The sequence below is a fragment of the Shinella sp. WSC3-e genome (genome assembly GCF_945994535.1).
Taxonomy (GTDB): Bacteria; Pseudomonadota; Alphaproteobacteria; order Rhizobiales; family Rhizobiaceae; genus Shinella; species Shinella yambaruensis.
The window spans coordinates 1,103,091-1,118,194 of the sequence record NZ_OZ000530.1 but is presented as its reverse complement, the minus strand read 5'-3'; the positions used below and the strand labels follow the sequence as shown (position 1 = coordinate 1,118,194).

Here is a 15,104-nt window from a genome sequence, read left to right as displayed (position 1 = left end):
CATGGCTCAGGTCGCCGTCAGGAATGTCGTCAAGAAATACGGTAGTCTCCAGGTCATCCATGGGGTGAACATCGATATCGCCGATGGCGAGTTCGTCGTGCTCGTCGGCCCGTCCGGCTGCGGCAAGTCGACCCTGCTCAGGATGATCGCGGGGCTGGAAAGGATCTCCGGCGGCGAGGTCGATATCGGCGGGCGCGTGGTCAACGACGTCCTGCCCAAGGATCGCGACATCGCGATGGTGTTCCAGAACTACGCGCTCTATCCGCACAAGACGGTGGCCGAGAACATGGGCTTTCCGCTGAAGCTCAAGGGCCGGCCGAAGGACGAGATCGCCGCCAAGGTGAAAAAAGCCGCCGAGATCCTGGCGCTGGAAAAGCTGCTCGACCGCTATCCCAAGCAGCTTTCCGGCGGCCAGCGCCAGCGCGTCGCCATGGGGCGGGCGATCGTGCGCGATCCCCAGGTGTTCCTGTTCGACGAGCCGCTGTCCAACCTCGACGCCAAGCTGCGCGTGACCATGCGCGTCGAGATCAAGGAACTGCACCAGCGGCTGAAGACCACCACGGTCTATGTGACGCACGACCAGATCGAGGCCATGACCATGGCCGACAAGATCGTGGTGATGCGCGACGGCCATGTCGAGCAGATCGGCGCGCCGCTCGATCTCTACGACCGGCCCGCCAACACCTTCGTCGCCGGCTTCATCGGCTCGCCGGCGATGAACTTCGTGCTCGGCAGGCTCGAAGGCCGGGACGGCGAAACGGTGTTCGTCAGCGACCACGGCACGGTCCTGCCGGTGCCGGCCGGGACCGCGCCGCGCCCGGAACCCGTGGTCTACGGCATCCGCCCCGAGCATATCGACCTGCGCCCCGGCGGGATCGCCGCCACCATCTCCGTGCTGGAGCCCACCGGTTCGGAAACCCAGATCTTCGCGCGCATCGGCGAGGACCCGCTGAACGCCGCCGTGCGCGACCGCGTCGCATCAAGGCCTGGCGAGACGATCCCGCTCTCGATCGACAGCCAGCGCGTCCACCTCTTCGACCGCCAGAGCGGCAAGCGTATCTGAAAGGAGAAGTGCCGTGTTCTTCGAGAAATTCCGGATGGACGGCCAGGTCGCGGTGGTGACCGGCGGCGGGCGCGGCATCGGGCTTGCCTGCTGCGAGGCACTCGCCGAGGCCGGCGCCAAGATCGTCATCATCGACCGGGAGGACGCGATCGCCGAGGCCGGCAGGGAGGCCTTGGCGAAAAAGGGCCATGATGCCGACGCGCATGTGCTCGACGTGACCGATTCCGCCGCCGTCGGCCGCATCGCCGATGCGATCGTCGAGGCGCATGGCCGCGTCGACACGCTCGTCGCCAATGCCGGCATCGCCCGCACCGGGTTTGCCGCCGAGGACACGCCGGACGAGGTCTGGCTCAGCGTCAACGACGTCAACTACAACGGCGTCTTCTGGTGCTGCCGGGCCTTCGGCCGGCACATGCTGCGGGCCGGGCGCGGCGCGATCGTCAATATCGGCTCGATGTCTGGCTATATCGTCAACCGCCCGCAGATGCAGTCCTACTACAACGCCTCGAAGGCGGCGGTGCATCATCTCACCGCCTCGCTTGCCGCCGAATGGGCGGATCGCGGCGTGCGCGTCAACGCCGTCGCGCCGACCTATATCGAAACCGAGATGACCAGGACCGTGGTCGACAAGGCGATGATGGACATCTGGATCCGCGACACGCCGATGGGCCGCATGGGCCAGCCGCATGAAATCGCATCCGTCGTGCATTTCCTGGCCTCGGACGCGTCGAGCCTGATCACCGGCGCGACCGTGAAGGCGGATGCCGGTTTCACCTGCTGGTAAAGGAGGAAGACATGGATTTCACGGGCAAGCATGTGATCGTCACCGGCGCCGGCAAGGGCATCGGCAGGGCAACCGCCGTGATGCTCGCCCGGCGGGGCGCGAAGGTCGTGGCCCTGACACGCTCGGCCGCCGACCTCGAAAGCCTGGAAAAGGAGATCGGCTGCGTCCCGATCCCGGTCGATCTCGCCGATGCGGCGGCAACGCGCGCCGCAGCCCTCAAGGCGCTGCCGGCCGACTACCTGGTCAACTGCGCGGGCACGACCGAGCTCGAACCCTTCCTCGACGTCTCGGTCGAGAACTTCGACCTCCTCTATGCCGTCAACACCCGGGCGCCGATGATCGTGGCGCAGGAATATGCGCGCGACAGGGTGGGGAAAGGCGCAAAGGGTGCGATCGTCAACGTGTCGAGCGTCGCGGCCTTTGTCGGCATTCCCGACCACGCCGCCTACTGCGCCTCGAAATCCGGCCTCGACGGGCTGACGCGGGTGATGGCCAGGGAGCTCGCGCCGAAGGGCATCCGCGTCAACGGTGTGCACCCGACCGTCACCCTCACCCCCATGGCGGTCAAGGCCTGGAGCGACCCGGACAAGGCCGCCGGCATGCTTGGCCGCATTCCGGTCGGCCGCTTTGCCGACCCCGACGACATCGCCGAAGTCATCCTCTTCCTGCTGTCGGACGAGGCGGCGATGGTCAACGGCCTGTCGATGCCGGTCGACGGCGGCTACACGATCGCCTGAACCCCGCTGGAGGATGCCGTGGCCGGAGTGGAAAGGCGTGGTTTCATCACGGGCGGCACCTGGTGCCTCGACCGCAACCGCAAGATCGACGCCTGGCCGCGCGAGGACAGCGTCGGTGTCGCCTGGGGGCTGGAAGAGCGCGGCGGCGGCTCGGCCTGCAATCTCGCCATCGACGTCAAGCGCCTCGACCCGACGATGCCGGTCGAGACGATCGGGCTCGTGGGCGATGACGATGCGGGACGCAAGCTGCTCGCCGAGGCGGACCGGGCGGGGCTCGATTGCCGGCAGATGCATGTCAGCCGCGAGGCGCCGACCCACACGACCGAGGCCTTCATCTCGCAGGCGAGCGGCCAGCGCACGCATATCTCGGATCTCGGCGCCGGGACGCTGCTGACGCCGGACCATTTCGACTTTTCCGGAACGGCGGCGCGCGTCCTGCATCTCGGCCTGCCGGGCATCCATCCCCGGATGGATGCCCCCTGGGGGACGGATGCCAACGGATGGGTAAGCGTGCTCAGGGCCGCCCGCGCCGCCGGCCTTGAAACCAATCTCGAACTCTGCACGGTCACGCCGGAGCGCCTGCGTGCGCTGATCCTGCCATGCCTGCCGCATCTCGACACGCTGATCGTCAACGACAGCGAGATCGGCGCGCTGGCGGGGATCGCGACCATGGACGGCGGCAGGGCGAATGCCGACGCCTGCGCCGCAGCCTCGGCCACGGTCCTCGAACGGGGAGCGATGCGGCTCGTGACCGTGCACTTTCCCGAGGGGGCGATCACCGTCACGCGCACGGGCGAGATGATTTTCGTACCGTCGGCCAGCGTGCCGCCCGATGCGATCGTCGGGCCGAACGGCGCGGGGGACGCGTTTGCAGCGGGCTTCCTCTACGGCCTGCACGAGAACTGGCCGCTGGCCGACAGCCTGTGGCTCGGCCATGCGGCGGCCGCCTGTTCGCTGCGCTCGGCGGGCACGACCGACGGCGTCGTCTCCTGGCGGCAATGCCTCGACACGGCGCGGACCTGGGACAGGCGCAGGCAGCCGGATCTGACGAAACCTCAACCCGACTCGGAAGGGACACGGACATGGTGAAGCAACTGGAAGGCAAGGTCGCGGCGGTGACGGGCGCAGCTTCGGGGATAGGGCTTGCGAGCACGAAGGCGATGATTGCCGAGGGCGCGCATGTCGTGCTCGTCGACCGTGATCGCAATGCCCTCGATGCCGTTTGCGCAGATCTCGGAGGTGCCGCGATCCCGCTGGTGATCGATCTTCTCGACCCGGCGGACTGCGCGACATTGATGCCCGCCATCGAGCGACTGACCGGCCGGCTCGATATCCTTCACGCCAATGCCGGCACCTATATAGGCGGAGACCTGGTCGATGCGCAGACCGCCAATATCGACCGGATGCTCAACCTCAATGTCAACGTCGTGATGAAGAACGTGCATGACGTGCTGCCGCACATGATCGAGCGCGGCGCCGGCGACATCATCGTGACGAGTTCGGTGGCGGGCCACTATCCGGTTCCGTGGGAGCCGGTCTATTCGGCATCGAAATGGGCCATGACCTGCTTCGTCCAGACGGTGCGCCGGCAGGTCAACAAGAAGGGCATCCGGGTCGGGTCGGTTTCTCCCGGCCCCGTGATCAGCGCGCTGCTTGCCGACTGGCCCGAGGAAAACCTCCGGAAGGCCAAGGAATCGGGAAGCCTGATCGAGCCCGCCGAAGTGGCCGATGCAGTCATCTTCATGCTGACCCGCCCCCGGAACGTCACCATCCGCGACGTCGTGGTGCTTCCATCGAATTTCGACATCTGACCCGCCGGGAATGGCAGCGACAGGTTTCGATCCACGCCCCCGCGAGGAGGCGACCACTCAGGAACACCTCCCGGATCGCTGGGATAATAGCCGTGGCCGCCCTTTGTCCACCGGCAACCCTGCCTAAACCAGCAGCGGTTCAAGCACGCGTCTTGCGGCGTGCCCGAACGGCACGGGGCGCCGTGCCATGCGGTCGACATTCACATGGATGAAAAAGCCCTCCGCCGCCGCGATGTCTTCGTCGTTGCGGAAGAGCCCGATCTCATAACGGACGGACGAGCTTCCGAGCCGGGCGACACGGATGCCGGTCGTGACCACGTCCGGGAAGGTCATTTCCGCGTGGTAGCGGCACCCTGTCTCGACGACGAGGAAGATCTCCGGTCCTCCCCTGATATCCAGAACCCCGTTTTCGATGAGGAAGCCATTCACCGCGCTGTCGAAGAGGCTGTAATGGACGACATTGTTCATGTGCCCGTATGTGTCGTTGTCCGACCAGCGCGTTCCGATCGTCCGGAAAACCTTGTAGCCGGAGCGCCCGCCGGGTCCGATCCGTTCCGTCATCACCAGGCCGCCTTGTAGATCGAGAGGGCGTCCGCTTCACTTACCGCCCGGGGATTGTTCACGAGGAGCCTGGTCTGCTTCATGGCGTCGCGCGCCATGCCCGCCAGATGCTCCTCGCCGATGCCGACATCCCGCAACCGGGCTTGCAGCCCGAGCCGTGCCGACAGTTCGGCCAGCCGCTCGATGAAGGCCGCGCAGCGCTGCCCGCCATCCTGCTCGCGCGAGAGATCCGGAAAGGTGTCGGCGGCGATCTCCGCATAGACGGACGCCGCCTCCGGCGCGTTGAAGCGCAGGACATGGGGAAGCACGAGCGCATTGGAAAGCCCGTGCGGAACATGGAACGTCCCGCCGATCGGATAGGCGAGCGCATGCACGGCGGCGACCGGCGAATTGGCGAAGGCCTGGCCTGCCAGCATGGAGCCGAGGAGCATCGCCCCCCGCGCCGCCCGGTCCTTGCCGTCGAAGACCGCCGTCTCGATGTTCGCGCCCAGCAACTGCAGCGCCTGCCGGGCCAGCATCCTGGAGAGCGGATTGTTGTTCGCGTTTCGGGAGGCATAGGCCTCGATGGCATGCACCATCGCATCGATGCCGGTGGCAGCCGTGATCGACGGCGGCAGCCCGAGGGTGAGCTCCGCATCGAGGATCGCGACGTCGGGCAGGATGACCGGCGACGAGACACCGCGCTTCTCGTCGCCGCCCACCGTGATGATCGAGACCGGCGTCACCTCCGATCCCGTCCCCGCCGTCGTGGGCACGAGCGCCAGGGGCAGCCGGGGGCCCTTGGCATTGCCGACGCCCCACGCGCCATCGAGATCCTCGCCCGAACCGCAGACGAGCGCCACGACCTTTGCCACATCCAGCGAGGAACCGCCGCCGAAGCCGATCACGCCCGTCACGCCGGCGGCCCTTGCCGCCTCCACCGCGGCCTCAACCGTCGCCAGCGAAGGATCGGCCTCGACCGCATCGAAAACGGTGACCTCCATTCCCGATCCCGAGAGCGAGGCGAGCGCGGCGTCGCACAGACCAAGCTTCCTGAGGCCGCCGTCCGTGACGAACAGGATGCGCCCGCCAAATCGCGGGCCGAGCAGGCCGCCGAGCTCGGCCGCGGCACCGGGGCGGAAAACGATCTGGCTCGTCGTATTGAACACAAAGGGATTCATGATTTCCTCCTGTGCCGTCCTGCATCACGCCGCAGGAAGGCTTTCGCGAAGTTTGACCCGCAGGATTTTTCCCGATCCCGTGCGCGGGATCTCGGCCACGACATAGACACGATCGGGCACCTTGTAGGAAGACAGGCGGGCCTTGCAATGCCGGATCAGATCCTCCTGGTCGAAGGGCCGCCCGTCCTTGACGACGATGCAGGCGACGGGGACCTCTCCCAGCATGGCATGGGGCATTCCGATCACCGCGCAGTCCATGACCGTGTCGTGCAGCAGCAGGATCGCCTCCTCGACCTCCGCCGGCGCGATGTTCTGGCCGCCGCGGATGATCAGTTCCTTGAGGCGGCCGGTGATGGTGAGGAAGCCGTTCATGTCGGACTTCGCGAGGTCGCCGGTATGATACCATCCATCGACGATGGCCTTTTCCGTCTCCAGCGGCTTGTTGTGGTAGCCCTGCATCAGGTTCGGGCCCTTGCAGATCAATTCGCCCTCGACGCCCGCCGGCACATCCAGCCCTGTTTTCGGATCGACCAGACGGACCGCAAGGCCCGGCACCGGCAGCCCGCAGGAACCGGGAACACGCCATTTTCCAGGCCAGTTCATGGTCACCATCGTCGATGTCTCGGTGATGCCGTAGCCATCCAGAAGCGGGACGCCGAAGAACGCCTCGAAGTCGCTGTTCAGCGTTCCCGGCATGATCGCTCCGGCGGAGACGCAAAGCCGGACGGATGAAAGCAACCGTTCTCCACTGGCCTGGCAGGCCGACAGGAAATAGTGGAAGACCGTCGGGACGCCCGGCATGAAGGTGAAGCGGCCCGTGCGAAGAAGTTCCGTCGCCTGGGAGGTCGAGAACTTCTCCATGATATATTCGCTCGCGCCCGTCGCGATGATGGAGAGAACCGCGATGTTGAGGGCATAGGAATGATAGAGAGGCAGGGTGTTGAGAACGACGTCGTTCTCGTTCAGCCCGGCGATCGGCGCCCAGCATGCCGCCGCCACCCAGAGCATGGAGCGCGTCGACAGCAGGACGCCCTTGGGCTGGCCCGTCGTGCCGGATGTATAGACGATGAAGGCCGGGCGATCGATATCCCGGTCATCCTCGAAGGCTGACGCCGGCGCCGCTGCGCCAAAGCCGGCCTCCTCGTCCACGGCGATCACGACGGGCGGTTTGCCGGCGCGCGGCGGCAATCCGTCCACCAGCGGCTGCTTCTGCGATGGCATGATCACGAAGGCGCATCCCGCATCGTCGATGCGGTAGGCGAGTTCGGCCTCGGTCGCCTCGATGCTGACGGGAACGGCGATCCCTCCCGCCCGCACGACGGCAAGGCAGGCGACGACCCAGTTCACCGAGTTCGGCAGGAAGATCGCGACGGCCTCGTCTTTCGCGAGGCCCAACGCGACCAGACGAGACGCCAGCTCCGCGGTCTCGCGGTCTAGGGCGTCATGGGAGACCGACCGTCTCCTGTCCTCGAAGGCCATCTTGCCCGGATACAGGCGCGCATTCCGCCGAAGGATTTCTCCGACCGGCGCGATAAGCTCGAAGTGTATCATGTTCTCCTCCCGCTCCTCCCGGTCAGACCATGCAGAATCCGCCGTTGACGCTGATCACCTGGCCGGTCACCCAGGAGGATGCCTCGGAAGCCAGGAAGGTCACCATCGGCGCCACGTCGCCGGGCCTGCCGATGCGGCGCAAAGGGTAGGCCTTTACGATCTTCTCACGATTCTTCTCGAGAAAATCGGGATCGGAATGGGACGTTTCGATCAGGCCGAGCGAAACCGTGTTGACCGTGATGTTGTTTCGGCCGAATTCACGGGCCAGCGACTTGCCGAGCGCGATCGTGCCGCCACGCGCGGCCGCGGCCAGCGCCAGATTGGCTTCGCCGATGCGGGAACTGTCGCCGACGAGATTGATGATGCGGCCGGAATTCTGCCCGATCATCAGCGGCGCGACGGCGTGGCAGCAATTGATCGCGCCGTAGAGGCATATGTCGATCTGCTTCTTCCAGTCTTCAGGGGTCGAGTCGACGAACCGCTGGTATTTGACGTATCCCGCATTGTTGACCAGCACATCGACGGTCCCGAAATCCGCCTTGATGGCGGCGACCATCGCCCTGACCTGATCGTTTTCGCTGATGTCGGCCCTATAGGCCCTGGCCTTTCCGCCGGCGGCCGCGATCGCGGCGACCACCGCCTCCGCCTCGGCCTGCGAACGGCTGTAGTTCACGGCGACGATGGCGCCTTCCGCCGCGAGAGACCGGGCGATATCTCCGCCGACATCTCTTCCGCCGCCGGTCACCAGCGCCACCTTGTCATTCAGATTGGTCTGCATTCACGAAACTCCTCGATAGTCCGACGGCTGCAGCGCAGCGCAATCCAGTGCGGCCCGGTCCGCGGAACGAAGCCGGGTCATTTCCCCAGAAACCGGGGCGAACGCTTGTCCTTGAAGGCCTGCCGGCCTTCGATGTAGTCGTGGCTCGCGCTGGCCTCGTCGATCAGCCTGCCGGCCGCGGCGTGATCCAGCGTCCCGCGCGCGCAGCCGTTGAGAATGAACTTCGCGCCCGCAATCGTAAGGGGGGCGTTTTCAGCCAGCTCCGCCGCCCGGTCGTGCGCGGCAGCAAGCGCATCCTCCGCAACCTGATCGATGAAGCCGATATCGAGAGCCTGCCCGGCATCGAAGCGGCGGGCCGAGAAGAGGATGCGCTTTGCCTGCGTCACCCCCACGAGCGCGCACAGCTTGCGGGTCGCGGAGATGCCGTAGACGATCGACAGCCGTGCTGCGGGGATTGCGAAGACCGCATTGCCTTCGGCGACCCGGAAATCGCAGGACATGGCCAGGTGCGCCGCGCCGCCGAGGCAATATCCCCGCAGGGCGGCGATCGTCGGCTTGGAAACCTCGTATATCGCGTCTCCCGCGGCATCGACCACCACCTCATAGGCCTTGCTGGCCTCGAGGCCGCCGCGCACCGCGTCGAACTCGCTGATGTCGGCGCCGGCCGAGAAATCGTCGCCGGCGCCGGTCAGGATGATCGAACGGACCGACGGGTCCCGATCGAAGGCGCGGAACAGATCGGCGAGCCGCCGCCACATCGCATAGGTTACGGCATTCCTGTGTCCGGGGCGGCTCAACGTGACCACCGCGACCCCATCCCTGTCTTCAACGAGAATATCGCTCATTCGCCTGCCCTCGAACCGCCTGGGAAGCGCCCGGCCGCTTGCCGGGCGCCGTCGCGTCACTTCTTCACGAGCGGGCACTGGCTTTCCGCAAGCGGACGGAAAGCCTCGTCGCCCGGAATGGTGGTGACGAGCTTCAGGATGTCCCATTCGCCGGTGGATTCGGCGGGCGTCTTGACCTGGTAGACGTACATGTCGTGCACCATCCGGCCATCCTCGCGGATCTTGCCGTTCGTGGCGAAGAAGTCGTTGATCGGCGTCTCGCGCATCTTCGCCATGACCTCCTGAGCGTCGGTCGTACCGGCGGCCTGGACGGCCTTCAGGTAATGCATGGTCGAGGAATAGTCTCCCGCATCGCCCATGTGCGGCGGGCGGCCGACGCGCTCTTCGAAGCGCTTGGAGAAGGCCCGCGTCGCATCGTCGCGATCCCAGTAGAAGGCATTCGTCAGGATCATGCCCTGCGCGGTATCGAGGCCGAGCGAATGAACGTCGGTATCCCAGACGAGCAGGCCCGCGATGGTCTTGCCGGAGGCGGCAAGGCCGAACTCCGCCGCGGACTTCACCGCATTGATGAAGGTGGTGCCGGAGCCCGCCATGGCGACGACCTGCGCCGGCGATGCCTGCGCCTGCAGCATGAAGGCGCTGTGGTCGGACGTCTCGATCGGATAGCGCACGGCGCCGGAGACCGCGCCGCCATTGTCCTCGACGATCTGCGTCGCATCGGCTTCCAGCGCATGCCCGAACGCGTAGTCGGCCGTCAGGAAGAACCAGTTCTTCATGCCCTGCAGGAGCAGCTGGTTGGCGGTCCCGTTGGCAAGGGCATAGGTATCGTAGGAATAGTGGATGCTGTTCGGCGTGCAGCCGTCGTTCGTCAGGCGTGACGAGCCGGAGCCGTTGACGATGGCGATCCTGTCCTCGTCCTTCGCGACCTGCGTGACGGCCAGCGCAATGCCGGAATTGATCAGGTTGTTGATCATCGTCACGCCCTGCGCTTCATACCATTCGCGCGCCGTGGCCACCGCCACTTCCGGCTTGTTCTGATGGTCGGCCACGACGACTTCGAGCGGCCGGTCGAGAACCTCGCCGCCGAAATCCTCCACCGCCATCCTCACTGCGGTGATCGCCCCCTCGCCCGCCTCATGCGAGAACTGGCCGCTGACATCGGTGAGCACGCCGATGCGAACGGGCGCGGCATCCTGCGCCCCGGCGGACATGGTCAAGGCGCCGACAGCCGCGGCGCAGGACAGTAGCATAAGCTTGTTCTTCATCGTTCTTCCTCCCAGGTTCGGCGCCCCGAGCTCCTCCCAAGGCCCTATCATCAACTTGCGTTATCATACTAAGACTACGCTTGAGGCCTACATCTTGTGCGCTGCAACAGCCTTTACGCAGCAAGGTAAGCAGAGTTTTCCGCAAAGCGCAAGCTTGCATTATTAGACTTTATGTGTTTTTCTGATCATGCCGGAACCGAACAGTGGGAAGGCGGGCGCGCCATCCGGCGCCCGCCCGGAGAATGAGAAAGCCGGCGGAGGAGAAAACGTGCTGGACACCGCACCCATCATCGAGGCGCGCGCTTTGACGCGCTCCTTCGGCGGCTTCGTCGCCGTCAAGAACGTCGACCTGAAGATCCGCGCCGGCACGATCCACGCGCTGATCGGGCCGAACGGCGCCGGCAAGAGCACGCTGTTCAATCTCCTGACCAAGTTCCTGTCGCCGAGCGGCGGACAGATCCTGTTCAAGGATCGCGACATAACGCGGATGGCGCCCGCCGACATCGCGCGCATGGGCCTCGTGCGGTCGTTCCAGATTTCATCGGTCTTCCCGCATCTCAGCGCGCATGAGAATGTCCGGGTCGCCCTGCAGGCCCGCGCGAAGGAGACATTCGCATTCTGGAAATCGAACGCGACGCTCCGCCGCTTCAACGAGGAAGCGGCAAGGCTGCTCGACAGCGTCGGCCTTGCCGACCGGGCGCAGACAAAGGCCGCCGAGCTGTCCTACGGGCGAAAACGCGCCCTCGAGCTCGCCACCACATTGGCGCTCGACCCGGAAGTCCTGCTTCTCGACGAGCCGATGGCGGGAATGGGCACGGAGGATATCGGCCGGACGGCCGCCCTCATCCGCAGCGTCGGCAAGGGACGCACGGTGCTGATGGTCGAGCACAATCTCGGCGTCGTCTCCGACCTGTCGGACCGGATCACGGTGCTACGCCGGGGAGAGGTCATCGCGGAAGGAAGTTATGCGGACGTTTCCGCCGACAGCGAAGTCCGCAAGGCCTATATGGGAGGCAGCCATGGCTGAGGCTCCCCTCCTTGACGTCAAGCGTCTCGAGGCCTGGTATGGCGAAAGCCATGTGCTGCACGGCATCGACTTCGATGTGCGCAAAGGCGAGGTCGTGACGCTTATCGGCCGCAACGGCGCCGGCAAGACGACGACGCTGCGCAGCCTCGTCGGCGTCGTCGGAAAGAGGCGCGGCGCCTGCATCTACAAGGGCGCGGACCTCCTGAAGGTCGCGCCGCACAAGGTCGCGCGCCTCGGCATCGGCTACGTGCCGGAAGAACGCGGCATCTTCTCCTCGCTCAGCGTGCTGGAAAACCTCCTGTTTCCGCCGGCCTGGCAGGCGGGCGGCATGGCGGTCGACGAAATATACGGCCTTTTTCCGAACCTGAAGGGGCGGGACAGCACATCGGGCACGCGCCTTTCCGGCGGCGAACAGCAGATGCTGGCCATCGGCCGGGTTCTCCGGACGGGCGCCGACTTCATCCTGCTCGACGAGCCGACCGAAGGCATCGCCCCCGTGATCATCGAGGAGATCGGCGCGGCCCTGCGCATCCTCAAGGATCGCGGCATGACGATCATCCTGGTCGAGCAGAACCTTCGCTTCGCGGCATCCATCGCGGACCGCCACTACGTCCTCGACCAGGGAAAGGTCGTCGACGAGATCCCAAACCACGCACTCGACGCCAACATGGACCGGCTGAACAGATATCTCGGAGTCTGATCCATGACGCGCTCCTTTCAGATAGGTAGAAACCGATGACGGACATCTTCGGGGTTCCCATTGCCGTCCTGCTCGGGCAACTGCTGCTCGGCCTGATCAACGGCTCCTTCTATGCCCTCCTGAGCCTCGGCCTCGCCATCATCTTCGGCATGCTGAACGTGATCAACTTCGCCCATGGCGCCTTCTACATGCTCGGCGGCTTCGCCGCCTGGCTCCTGCTGTCGAGCCTCGGCCTCGGCTACTGGGAAACGCTCGCCATCGCCCCCCTGGTGGTGGGAGCGCTGGGCGCCGTCGTGGAGCGGCTGTTCCTCAAGCGCCTCTACAGGATCGACCACCTCTACAGCCTGCTCCTGACCTTCGGGATCGCCCTCATGCTCGAAGGGCTTTTCCGGCATGTCTTCGGCGCCGCCGGCAAGCCCTATCCCATCCCGCCGTCGCTGACGGGCGGCATCAATCTCGGCTTCATGTTCCTGCCGGTGTACCGCGCCTGGGTGATCGTCGCCTCCCTTGCGGTCTGCCTCGCCACGTGGCTTGCGATCGAGCGGACGAGGCTCGGCGCCTACCTGCGGGCGGCGACGGAAAATCCAAGCCTCGTCCAGGCCTTCGGCATCAACGTCCCGCTCATGCTGACCTTGACCTATGCCTTCTGCGTGGGCCTTGCCGGCTTTGCCGGGGCGCTGGCGGCACCGCTCTACCAGGTCAGCCCCGGCATGGGTTCCAGTATCATCATCGTGGTCTTCGCGGTCGTCGTCATCGGCGGCATGGGATCGATCGGCGGTGCGATCGTCACCGCCCTGGCGCTCGGCGTCATCGAGGGGCTGACCAAGACATTCTATCCCGCGGCCTCCTCCATAGCGGTTTTCGTGGTGATGGTCCTTGTCATTCTCATCCGGCCGTCCGGCCTGTTCTCCCGCGAGGCTTGATCATGAACAGCACAACCGCGACCTCTTCCCTGACGGCCCCTCGCCGCCTCCGGACGACCGGCGGCCTCCTTCTCGCCCTCGTCGCCGTGCTGATGATCGGCGCGCCGCTGGCGATCTATCCGCTCTTCCTCATCAAGATCCTCTGTTTCGCGCTCTTCGCGGCCGCATTCAACCTCGTTCTCGGATATGCGGGGCTCCTGTCGTTCGGGCATGCGGCCTTCTTCGGCGGGGCGGCGTATGTCGCCGCCCATGCCGCCAAGGTCTGGCAGCTGCCCTTCGAGCTCGCCGTGCTCGCGGGAACCGCGTTCGCCGCGCTTCTCGGCCTTGCCTTCGGTACGCTTGCCATTCGCCGCCACGGCATCTACTTCGCGATGATCACGCTCGCCCTCGCGCAGATGATCTATTTCATGGCGGTACAGATGCCCTTCACCGGCGGCGAGGACGGCATCCAGGCCGTGCCGCGGGGCTATCTTCTCGGGATCGTCGATCTCCGCAACATCACCGCGATGTACTACACGGTCCTCGGCGGAACGGTCCTTGGCCTCGTGATCATCTGGAGGACCGTCAACTCGCCCTTCGGCCACATCCTCTCGGCCATTCGCGAGAACGAAACGCGCGTCGCCTCGCTGGGCCTCAAGTCGGAGCGCTACAAGCTGATCGCCTTCACGCTCTCCGCCGCACTCTCCGGTTTCGCCGGCTCGCTGAAGGCGATCGCGTTCCAGCTCGCCTCGCTCGTGGACGTCACCTGGCACATGTCCGGCGAAGTCATCCTCATGACCCTTCTCGGCGGCATGGGCACGCTGATCGGCCCGATCGTCGGTGCCAGCATCGTCGTCGGGCTGGAGCATTTTCTTTCGACGAGCGGCCTGCCGATCACCTTCATCATCGGCCTGTTCTTCGTCGTGTGCGTGATGATGTTCAGGCGGGGCGTGTTCGGCGAGCTGAAGGCGCTGCTCGATCGCCCCAGGGCTTGATATAAGTCTTCTTGTGCAAGCTATTTTTCCGGGGCCACGTTTGGCCCCGGTTTTCGGCCTCAGCCGGCGCGCCTTGCGCGAGACCCGAACAGGTAACCGATGGCCGCGGCCATGACGAGCTGCACGATGCTCCCCATGTCCGGTGAAATGCGCGCCGGACCATCCGCCTGCGGCGCAAGGCTCGGCAGCAATCCCCCATGGATCGCCCACATCGCCACCACGACGGCGGCGAAAACGACAGCCGCGAGAACCGGCAGGCCGAGCGACGCGCCGGCGGGCGACGCGGCGGCCGGCGCGGGAAGCACGCGCGGGGCGGCGGAGGCGCCCCCGTCGGAAGACGCGACGGCGGCCACCTGCCTTGCGGCACCAGTCTGAACGACGGCATCGCCCGCGGCAGGTGCCTCAGGGGACTGGCGGGCGAGGATCTCCTCGGCGAACCGCTTGAAAAACTGCCCCGACATCTGCTTTGCGGTTGCATCGATGAGCCGGCCGCCGAGTTGCGACAGCTTGCCGCCGATCTGGGCGTCGACGGTATAGTGCAGGACGGTCCCGTTCTCGACCGCTTCCAGGCGAACGACCGCCACGCCCTTCGCGAATCCGGCGACGCCGCCCTGCCCTTCGCCGGTGATGCGATAGCCGTTCGGGGGATCGAGGTCCGACAGCGTGACGGCGCCCTGGAACCGGGCCTTTACCGGCCCCACCTTGATGACGGCGACGGCCGACATTTCGGTCTCGGAAAACTTCGTCAGTTCCTGGCATCCGGGGATGCAGGCTTTCAGCACGTCGGCATCGTTCAGGGCGCTCCACACATCCTCCCTGCGCGCGGGAATATGCTGCTGGCCGGTCATGTCCATGGAATTTCCTCCTCGTCCTCCGGCGAAAACCCTTCATGTCCCGGGGCGCCGGTATTGCTTGACAATCCTAT

16 protein-coding genes are annotated in these 15,104 nt (G+C 65.7%); 9 read left to right on the top strand and 7 right to left on the bottom strand.

Annotated features, from left to right (window positions below; all coding sequences use genetic code 11):
- Position 1 precedes the first annotated feature (1 nt).
- From AABF56_RS05645 to AABF56_RS05625, 5 genes are read left to right on the top strand one after another with little or no spacing between them, the layout of a single operon-like run.
- Positions 2 to 1,063: an ABC transporter ATP-binding protein gene (locus tag AABF56_RS05645; RefSeq protein WP_272805221.1), complete on the top strand. Its 1,062-nt coding sequence runs from the start codon at positions 2 to 4 to the stop codon at positions 1,061 to 1,063.
- Between the two features lie 13 nt (positions 1,064 to 1,076).
- A complete protein-coding gene (locus AABF56_RS05640; protein WP_272805220.1) occupies positions 1,077 to 1,847 on the top strand; it encodes an SDR family NAD(P)-dependent oxidoreductase in 771 nt (256 codons plus the stop codon).
- Positions 1,848 to 1,858: 11 nt separating this feature from the next.
- Positions 1,859 to 2,584 (top strand): SDR family oxidoreductase, encoded by a 726-nt coding sequence (locus AABF56_RS05635; RefSeq protein ID WP_244765728.1) that lies wholly within the window; start codon positions 1,859 to 1,861, stop codon positions 2,582 to 2,584.
- 18 nt (positions 2,585 to 2,602) lie between these two features.
- Positions 2,603 to 3,673 (top strand): carbohydrate kinase family protein, encoded by a 1,071-nt coding sequence (locus AABF56_RS05630; RefSeq protein ID WP_272805219.1) that lies wholly within the window; start codon positions 2,603 to 2,605, stop codon positions 3,671 to 3,673.
- On the top strand, positions 3,670 to 4,395 hold the full coding sequence (locus AABF56_RS05625) for an SDR family oxidoreductase (RefSeq protein ID WP_272807448.1): 726 nt from the start codon (positions 3,670 to 3,672) through the stop codon (positions 4,393 to 4,395). The genes AABF56_RS05630 and AABF56_RS05625 overlap by 4 nt, the downstream gene beginning before the upstream one ends.
- Before the next feature lie 123 nt (positions 4,396 to 4,518).
- Here the strand turns inward: AABF56_RS05625 and AABF56_RS05620 are convergent, their stop codons facing one another.
- The 6 genes from AABF56_RS05620 to AABF56_RS05595 all read right to left on the bottom strand — a co-directional run bounded on the left by AABF56_RS05620 (position 4,519) and on the right by AABF56_RS05595 (position 10,555).
- On the bottom strand, positions 4,519 to 4,956 hold the full coding sequence (locus tag AABF56_RS05620) for an acyl-CoA thioesterase (protein ID WP_272805218.1): 438 nt from the start codon (positions 4,954 to 4,956) through the stop codon (positions 4,519 to 4,521).
- The gene (locus AABF56_RS05615; protein ID WP_272805217.1) at positions 4,956 to 6,116 is read right to left on the bottom strand and encodes an iron-containing alcohol dehydrogenase; all 1,161 of its coding nucleotides are present in this window, start codon (positions 6,114 to 6,116) and stop codon (positions 4,956 to 4,958) included. The genes AABF56_RS05620 and AABF56_RS05615 overlap by 1 nt, the downstream gene beginning before the upstream one ends.
- Before the next feature lie 24 nt (positions 6,117 to 6,140).
- The gene (locus AABF56_RS05610; protein WP_272805216.1) at positions 6,141 to 7,667 is read right to left on the bottom strand and encodes a class I adenylate-forming enzyme family protein; all 1,527 of its coding nucleotides are present in this window, start codon (positions 7,665 to 7,667) and stop codon (positions 6,141 to 6,143) included.
- Positions 7,668 to 7,689: 22 nt separating this feature from the next.
- Positions 7,690 to 8,445: an SDR family NAD(P)-dependent oxidoreductase gene (locus AABF56_RS05605; RefSeq protein WP_272805215.1), complete on the bottom strand. Its 756-nt coding sequence runs from the start codon at positions 8,443 to 8,445 to the stop codon at positions 7,690 to 7,692.
- Positions 8,446 to 8,522: 77 nt separating this feature from the next.
- The gene (locus tag AABF56_RS05600) at positions 8,523 to 9,290 is read right to left on the bottom strand and encodes an enoyl-CoA hydratase-related protein (protein ID WP_272805214.1); all 768 of its coding nucleotides are present in this window, start codon (positions 9,288 to 9,290) and stop codon (positions 8,523 to 8,525) included.
- A gap of 56 nt (positions 9,291 to 9,346) precedes the next feature.
- On the bottom strand, positions 9,347 to 10,555 hold the full coding sequence (locus AABF56_RS05595; protein ID WP_272805213.1) for an ABC transporter substrate-binding protein: 1,209 nt from the start codon (positions 10,553 to 10,555) through the stop codon (positions 9,347 to 9,349).
- Positions 10,556 to 10,742: 187 nt separating this feature from the next.
- On the opposite strand from AABF56_RS05595, the gene AABF56_RS05590 reads away from it, so the two are divergent.
- Genes AABF56_RS05590 through AABF56_RS05575 form a run of 4 tightly spaced genes read left to right on the top strand, consistent with a single transcriptional unit; the run spans position 10,743 to position 14,179 of the window.
- Entirely contained in the window at positions 10,743 to 11,582 is an 840-nt protein-coding gene (locus AABF56_RS05590; RefSeq protein WP_272805212.1) for an ABC transporter ATP-binding protein, read from the top strand.
- Positions 11,575 to 12,282 carry an ABC transporter ATP-binding protein gene (locus AABF56_RS05585; RefSeq protein WP_244765737.1) on the top strand — a complete coding sequence of 236 codons (708 nt, stop codon included), beginning with the start codon at positions 11,575 to 11,577 and terminating at the stop codon, positions 12,280 to 12,282. The genes AABF56_RS05590 and AABF56_RS05585 overlap by 8 nt, the downstream gene beginning before the upstream one ends.
- A gap of 35 nt (positions 12,283 to 12,317) precedes the next feature.
- Positions 12,318 to 13,205, top strand: coding sequence for a branched-chain amino acid ABC transporter permease (locus AABF56_RS05580; protein WP_272805211.1), 888 nt, complete (start codon positions 12,318 to 12,320; stop codon positions 13,203 to 13,205).
- A gap of 2 nt (positions 13,206 to 13,207) precedes the next feature.
- Entirely contained in the window at positions 13,208 to 14,179 is a 972-nt protein-coding gene (locus AABF56_RS05575; protein ID WP_272805210.1) for a branched-chain amino acid ABC transporter permease, read from the top strand.
- Between the two features lie 59 nt (positions 14,180 to 14,238).
- On the opposite strand, the gene AABF56_RS05570 is transcribed toward AABF56_RS05575, so the two are convergent.
- Positions 14,239 to 15,033, bottom strand: a complete 795-nt coding sequence (locus AABF56_RS05570) for an SRPBCC family protein (RefSeq protein WP_272805209.1) — start codon at positions 15,031 to 15,033, stop codon at positions 14,239 to 14,241.
- Between the last annotated feature and the right edge of the window lie 71 nt (positions 15,034 to 15,104).